Here is a 6,226-nt window from a genome sequence, read left to right as displayed (position 1 = left end):
GGACATTCAGTGGACGTTAAACAGACGCTTGTGGAGGGGAATCTGGACGGGGTTTCAAGACAGAGATGACTTGAGACTAGACAAACCCAATGAAGCAAGAATCCCCCGTTATAATCTTTGATTTAACGGTGGGAGTGTCAACTGCTTTTACGGCTTCTAACGCCAACCGGACACCCTAAACAGCAATCCCACAAGACCATCAGGATCGTGAAACCCTTTCGGTCTTGTGGGATGAATTTTCTGATCCTTTGGCCTGCCGTCAGCCTGGTTAGGAGGCGGCGGGGTTGGGGTCGGTGGTGGGGTCGAGGGGTGGAGACTGTTGGAATGCTAAACGGAGGAAGGGCGGTGCGAGGAAGGTGGTGAGGATTACCATGATGATGATCGCGGCTTCGAGGGGTTTATCCAACACACCACTGGCCGAACCGATCCCGGCAAAGACGAGGCCCACTTCGCCCCGTGGAATCATGCCCACACCGATCGCAAACCGATTAATGCCCGGTGTGCCGAAGACGACCCAACCGGTGATCAGTTTGCCGACGATCGCGATCGCCAGTAAGAACACCGCAATCACCAACCCGGCGCGGTTTTCTGCCACAAAGGGATTCAGCACGCCCAGGTCAGCTTTTGCCCCCACAGAGACAAAGAAGATCGGGACGAGAATATCTGAGATCGGCATGATTTGACGATCTAACTCCTTACGCAGATCCGTTTCATCCAACACCAAACCAGCGGCAAACGCCCCTAGAATCGCTTCGAGGTGAATCACATTGGCCAAAAACGCCATAATCAGCGCAAAGGTTAACGCCGGAATGACGAGATTTCCACGGGTTTGCAGACTTTGCGCCACAGCCTCAAAGGAGCGGTTAAAGAATTTACCCAAGAAAATCGCGCCCAAGAGGAACACGGTGGCACTGACGATCAACCAGGCCACATTGACGAGGTCTACTTCACCGGTTTTCGCGAGACTGGCGACAACGGCCAAGACGATAATACCCAGCACATCATCAATCACCGCTGCACCAACGATCATTTGGCCTTCGGTGGACTTGAGGCGGCCGATTTCGGAGAGGACTTTAGACGTGATGCCGATGCTGGTGGCGGTGAGGGCTGCCCCAGCGAAAATGGCGGGAATGGCGGTGACATGGAAGAAGAACATCAAGCCCAAGGTTCCCCCGGCGAAGGGCGCAACCACGCCGACGATCGCAACGAGGGCGGCTTGATACCCGACTTTTTGTAATTCGCGGAGATCAGACTCTAGACCAATTTCAAAAAGTAAGACAATGACTCCCAATTCTGCTAAGACAGAAACCACTTCACCTTGACTCCGAAACACACCTGCGGCGGCCTCCGGAGTCAGACCGGCAACGGTTTCAAGGACGGTGATCAAGAGGGAATCACTGGCGGTGGCTCCACCTTCGGGGAAGATTAGGAGATGGAGAAAAGAGACACCGACCACGACCCCGCCGACGAGTTCACCTAAAACGGGGGGGAGGTTGACGAGTTTGGAGAGTTCGCCGCCAAGTTTACTGGCGAAGTAGATGACCACTAAACTGAGCAGGACACCCGCCAAGATCAGGGAGGAGTCTGCTTCAGTTGGTGCGGCTTCGAGGAGGAGGGCGCTGGGCCAGGGAAGATGGGGAAGTAGCATCATAGGAGTTTCATGGAACGTGCAAATAGTCAGGGGATAAACCGAGGGTGAAAGAGATGGGGCGATCGCCCTTATCTATCGATTAATGTCAATGTTTTAGAGAGTTGGATTGATTAAAGTCAATAGTAATGGAAAGGGATACATCGATCTACCCCCAAGCGTGCAACCAGGCACTGCGATCTTTAATCAAAACAATAAGTATTTCCTATTAATCGAGCCAGCGAAGGAGGGGCGATCGCTAGATGATTTCTCGAATGCGGTAAATGGGGCGGCCTTGGGATTCGTGATAGGTGCGCATCAGGAGTTCCCCCAGGAGACCGATGCTAAAGAACTGAACGCCAATGGAAATTAAAATCACGACGAGAATGAGCAGGGGGCGATCGCCAATCTGCTGTCCGAGGGCAAACTTTAACACCGTCAGATAAAGCCCCAAGGCAACCCCCAAAAACGTCGAAACCAATCCAGCTACGCCAAACACATGCATCGGCCGGGTCAAAAAGCGCTTCATAAAAAAGATCGTCATCAAGTCCAGCACGACCCGAAACGTTCGCCCCAAACCGTACTTGCTCTGACCAAACTGCCGGGCCTGGTGGCGCACAGGCAATTCTGCGATCCGGGCCCCTTCAATAAAGGCCAAGGCCGGGAGGAAGCGGTGCAGTTCGCCGTAGAGGTTCATGTCCGCCACAAGTTCGGCGCGATAGGCCTTGAGGGAGCAGCCGTAATCATGGACGCGCACGCCGGTAATGCGGGCAATCAGCCAGTTGGCAATTTTGGACGGTAATAAACGGGTGAGGGCGGCATCTTGGCGGTTTTTGCGCCACCCGCTGACGAGGTCGTAGCCTTCTTCAAGTTTGGCGAGGAGGATGGGGATATCGGCGGGATCATTTTGGAGGTCGCCGTCAAGGGTGACGATGGTTAAGCCTTGGGCGTGTTTGAAACCGGCGGCCATGGCGGGGGTTTGGCCGTAGTTGCGGCGGAGGATGATGGCGCGGAGGTAGCGGCGTTCTTGGGCGAGTTTGCGAAGGAGTTCGCCAGAGCCATCGGTGGAGCCGTCGTCAATGCAGAGGATTTCGTAGCGGAGGCTGGTGGGCTGGAGGCTGGCGGCGATCGCATTCACCAACCGCTCTAAACTTTCCACTTCGTTATAGATCGGCACAACAACGGAAACATCAGGGGCGAGGGGGGAAATGTCCATGGCAAGGGTTACAACGGCCGCTCTCTACTGTACACCGCATCGTTAGCCGAGAGATACCATGGGGATAATCGGGATCAGCGCCAGAATACTCATATCCGCGAATAAGATTTGGGGTTTACGGTGCAATATTTTGTCAATGAGGAAAAGGTATGATTGCCGCCAAAGAAAACTTTCCCACACTCACCCCAGAAGAATACTTTGCATGGGAAGAGCAACAACTAGAAAAACATGAACTGATCAACGGTCGAGTGTATGGTGTTGGTCAATGTTATGCAAGGCAGGATAATCGCGTTAACCATAGCCAGATTGCCGTTCGGTTAACCACAATACTTGATCATCACTTAGATCCTAGCTGCTACATCATCGGCAACTCAGATCTGCATGTTAACGTTGTCGGCACACAGGATTATGTGCATCCCGATGCGAGTGTGACTTGTAATGAGCGAGATCACAGCACAACCCAATATATTCGATATCCCTGCTTAATTGTTGAAGTGCTTTCACCCAGTACCGAAGCCTACGACCGAGGCGAAAAATTCCGCCACTATCGTCAAAATCCTGCTCTGATTGATTATTTGTTAGTCAGTTCTACCGGTGTTGCGATTGATCTTTATCACAAAAATAATGCAGGGGATTGGTTGATTTTTAATTACCAACCGGGGGATGCGATCGCACTGAAAAGTATTAACCTGAGTGTCCCGATTGAGCAGATTTATCGTGGTCTGAATCTCACCGAATCTTAGGGGTGAAAGCTGTTGCGCCCGATTTTTCGCGTCTACTGATTTGGGGATTGGATAAGCGAGGCTAACCCGGCTCCCACGGCTTCGGCGAGGGTGTTACTGAGGCGATAGAGGGCGATCGCAAAAAAATACTGACTCGACAACAGGGCCACCGCCACGGATTCAAACACCCCCAACCCTCCCGGCGCACCGGGCAACACCAACCCCAACACCCAAGCGATCGCAAAGGCACTCACCACACGGGGCAATTCCCCCACCGCCACGGGCATCAACCCCGCCACCGTGCAATAAAACCCCAACGCCCGCAACCCCACAAAAATCACCTCACCACCAAAGGGCCGCCAGGGGTAGTGGTGCAGTTGCATCGGGGCTTGGTCGCTGCGCTTCCAGCGGGCCAGCCAGCGCAGGCCAAGGTTGAGCACTTGGGGATGAATCGTGATCAAAATACCCAGGAGGGCGATCGGTTGCCAGAGGGTGATCCCCACGGGCCAGGTGAGGAGCGCGACGAGAATTGCAGCGGCGGCCATCAGCAACGGTTCGATCAGGGTGGAGAAGGTGGCGGCGGTGAGGGAAAGGCCTTGGGTTTGGGCGGCGTGGATGCGGCCGTAGAGATGCCAGACGTTGCCGGGGATATATTTAGCGATCGTGGTTTGGAGATAGGTGGCGATCGCCCAGCGGGGGGAAATCTGGGGCGCAAGATCGGCGAGAATCCAGCCCCATACCCAACCCGACCAACTATGGGCGAGCAGGGTCACCACAAATCCGGCAGCGATCCAGGGCCATTGGATCGCTGCCGTGGTTAGGGGGGTAATCTGTTGCCAATGGTGGCGGAGGGTAGATGCGAGGAAAAAGAGCGCACCGCCCACAATCAGCGATCGCACCATTCGTTGCATCCATCGTTTCATTATCCTAAGGAAGCTTTATAGGCCGTCCAGCCGCCAAACTGCGACACATCCGGCAGGTTGTTGGCTTCGATCAGGTCTTGGGGGTAGAGCATCGCGATCGCTTCGCTGCCATCTTCGAGGGTGACCGGCCCTGGATAGAGATTCGGCGGTTCGTTATCGAGGAGGTGCTGATATTGTGCCGGGGTCATGGCGTAGAGTTCCCCCGCGATCGCAATCCCGCCACTGGGCACAGCATACACCCCCGGATGCTGGTCATAGACCGAATGCAGTCGATAGTTGGGTTGGGTTTGCACCGCACCGAGAAATTCCGTATCGGCGATCGTGCCGTGATCGGGTTGCCCCCGTAATGCAGAACCGCAAATAAAAACCCGCGTGATTTTTGTGTCGCTCATAAAAATACTCTCACCTCGTCAAAAAACGGTAGATTCCGATACATTAAGCCCGTCACTCCTAACGTTATACAGGGGTTAGGTACGATTGAACAATTCCAGCCCACTGAAAAATGATGCTGCTATGACGGGAACTCCCCCCCTAACGAAACCATCACCGCCTTCAACTGCTTTGCATGCGGATGCTAAGGGAGTGCAACTGCGATCGGTGACCAAAAAGTATGGCTTGTTCACTGCTGTTGAAAATATCACCCTCGACATTCCGGCCGGATCATATTGTTGTCTCCTCGGCCCCAGTGGTTGCGGAAAAACCACCACCCTCCGCATGTTGGCGGGTCATGAAACGGTTACATCCGGTGATATTTTCATTGGCACTGAGCGAGTGACGGAACAACCGCCCGCCCAACGAAATACCGCCATGGTGTTTCAAAACTACGCGCTTTTTCCCCATAAAACGGTTTGGGATAATGTGGGATTTGGTCTGAAAATGCGGGGCGTACCGGAGCGCGATCGCACTCCCGTTATTGAGGAAATGCTCGCCCTCGTGGGCATGGAATCCTTTGCCCACCGCAAACCCACCCAACTCAGCGGCGGTCAACAGCAACGGATTGCCCTGGCCCGTGCCCTGGCCAACCGTCCCCAAGTGCTGCTTTTGGACGAACCCTTGAGCGCCCTTGACGAATCCCTCCGGATCAAGACCCGCAGCGAACTGCGCCGCCTCCAAAAAAAGTTTGGCATGACCTTCATTCAAGTCACCCATGCCCAGGATGAGGCCTTTTCCCTCTCAGATGTGATCGTAGTGATGGATCATGGCCGGGTGGATCAAGTGGGGAGCGGGATGGAGATCTATACTCAGCCCGCCTCTACCTTTGTGGCGCAGTTTGTCGGGGATAACAACATCTTTCGCGGCACGGTGCGGGAGTCGGAACCGGGGGAAAAGGGGCGCGATCTCATCGGTCTTGATGTCCCCGACGTGGGGCCCGTCCACTGTATCGGCCATGCCTCCCCCCTGGGTCAAGCCGCTGCCTGTTGTATTCGCGCCGATCAACTCCAGATCAGCGACCCCAACAGCCCCGCGCCTCACCCGAACCACCTCACCGCCCGGATTGTTGCCGTAGAATTTACCGGCTACATTACCCGGATTTCCCTCCTCCAAGAAAACAACGGTCAAGAGCTGCTGTACAAAGCCCAAACCGAGGCCTGGCTTGCCACGGACTATCAAGAAGGTCAAGTCGTGACCCTCAGTTGGGCCCCATCGGATTGTATTTTTCTGCCCCATTAGGCAGCGATCGCAACAGTCCTCGCCTCACCTGACTTGAAAATCACTCACCCCTAAACTTTTTATTTCA

6 protein-coding genes are annotated in these 6,226 nt (G+C 54.5%); 2 read left to right on the top strand and 4 right to left on the bottom strand.

The genetic code is table 11. From position 1 onward, the window contains the following. Window positions 1-268: 268 nt before the first annotated feature. Window positions 269-1,651 carry a cation:proton antiporter gene (locus tag PN477_RS20560; protein ID WP_272122243.1) on the bottom strand — a complete coding sequence of 461 codons (1,383 nt, stop codon included), beginning with the start codon at window positions 1,649-1,651 and terminating at the stop codon, window positions 269-271. Window positions 1,652-1,886: 235 nt separating this feature from the next. After that, on the bottom strand, window positions 1,887-2,843 hold the full coding sequence (locus PN477_RS20555; protein ID WP_272122241.1) for a glycosyltransferase family 2 protein: 957 nt from the start codon (window positions 2,841-2,843) through the stop codon (window positions 1,887-1,889). Between the two features lie 149 nt (window positions 2,844-2,992). Here PN477_RS20555 and PN477_RS20550 point away from each other — a divergent pair, with 149 nt between their 5' ends. Further along, on the top strand, window positions 2,993-3,586 hold the full coding sequence (locus PN477_RS20550; protein ID WP_272122238.1) for a Uma2 family endonuclease: 594 nt from the start codon (window positions 2,993-2,995) through the stop codon (window positions 3,584-3,586). 32 nt (window positions 3,587-3,618) lie between these two features. Here the strand turns inward: PN477_RS20550 and PN477_RS20545 are convergent, their stop codons facing one another. After that, window positions 3,619-4,488, bottom strand: a complete 870-nt coding sequence (locus PN477_RS20545; protein ID WP_272122236.1) for a putative bifunctional lysylphosphatidylglycerol flippase/synthetase — start codon at window positions 4,486-4,488, stop codon at window positions 3,619-3,621. Beyond that, a complete protein-coding gene (locus PN477_RS20540; protein ID WP_272122234.1) occupies window positions 4,488-4,880 on the bottom strand; it encodes an allophanate hydrolase-related protein in 393 nt (130 codons plus the stop codon). Before PN477_RS20540 ends, PN477_RS20545 begins: the two co-directional genes overlap by 1 nt. A 169-nt stretch (window positions 4,881-5,049) precedes the next feature. Between PN477_RS20540 and PN477_RS20535 the strand changes: the two genes are divergently transcribed. Then, window positions 5,050-6,159 (top strand): ABC transporter ATP-binding protein, encoded by a 1,110-nt coding sequence (locus tag PN477_RS20535; RefSeq protein ID WP_272147597.1) that lies wholly within the window; start codon window positions 5,050-5,052, stop codon window positions 6,157-6,159. Window positions 6,160-6,226 lie beyond the last annotated feature (67 nt).

Source organism: Spirulina subsalsa CS-330 (assembly GCF_028330765.1).
Lineage (GTDB): Bacteria > Cyanobacteriota > Cyanobacteriia > Cyanobacteriales > Spirulinaceae > Spirulina > Spirulina subsalsa_A.
The sequence above is the reverse complement of the archived record's forward strand: the minus strand, read 5'-3'. Positions and strand labels throughout refer to the sequence as shown.

Excerpts from the sequence above, each read along its gene's own strand:
- PN477_RS20550 (WP_272122238.1), top strand. The coding sequence starts at position 2,993 with ATGATTGCCGCCAAAGAAAACTTTCCCACACTCACCCCAGAAGAATAC.
- PN477_RS20555 (WP_272122241.1), bottom strand. The coding sequence starts at position 2,843 with ATGGACATTTCCCCCCTCGCCCCTGATGTTTCCGTTGTTGTGCCGATC.
- PN477_RS20545 (WP_272122236.1), bottom strand. The coding sequence starts at position 4,488 with ATGAAACGATGGATGCAACGAATGGTGCGATCGCTGATTGTGGGCGGT.
- PN477_RS20540 (WP_272122234.1), bottom strand. The coding sequence starts at position 4,880 with ATGAGCGACACAAAAATCACGCGGGTTTTTATTTGCGGTTCTGCATTA.
- PN477_RS20560 (WP_272122243.1), bottom strand. The coding sequence starts at position 1,651 with ATGATGCTACTTCCCCATCTTCCCTGGCCCAGCGCCCTCCTCCTCGAA.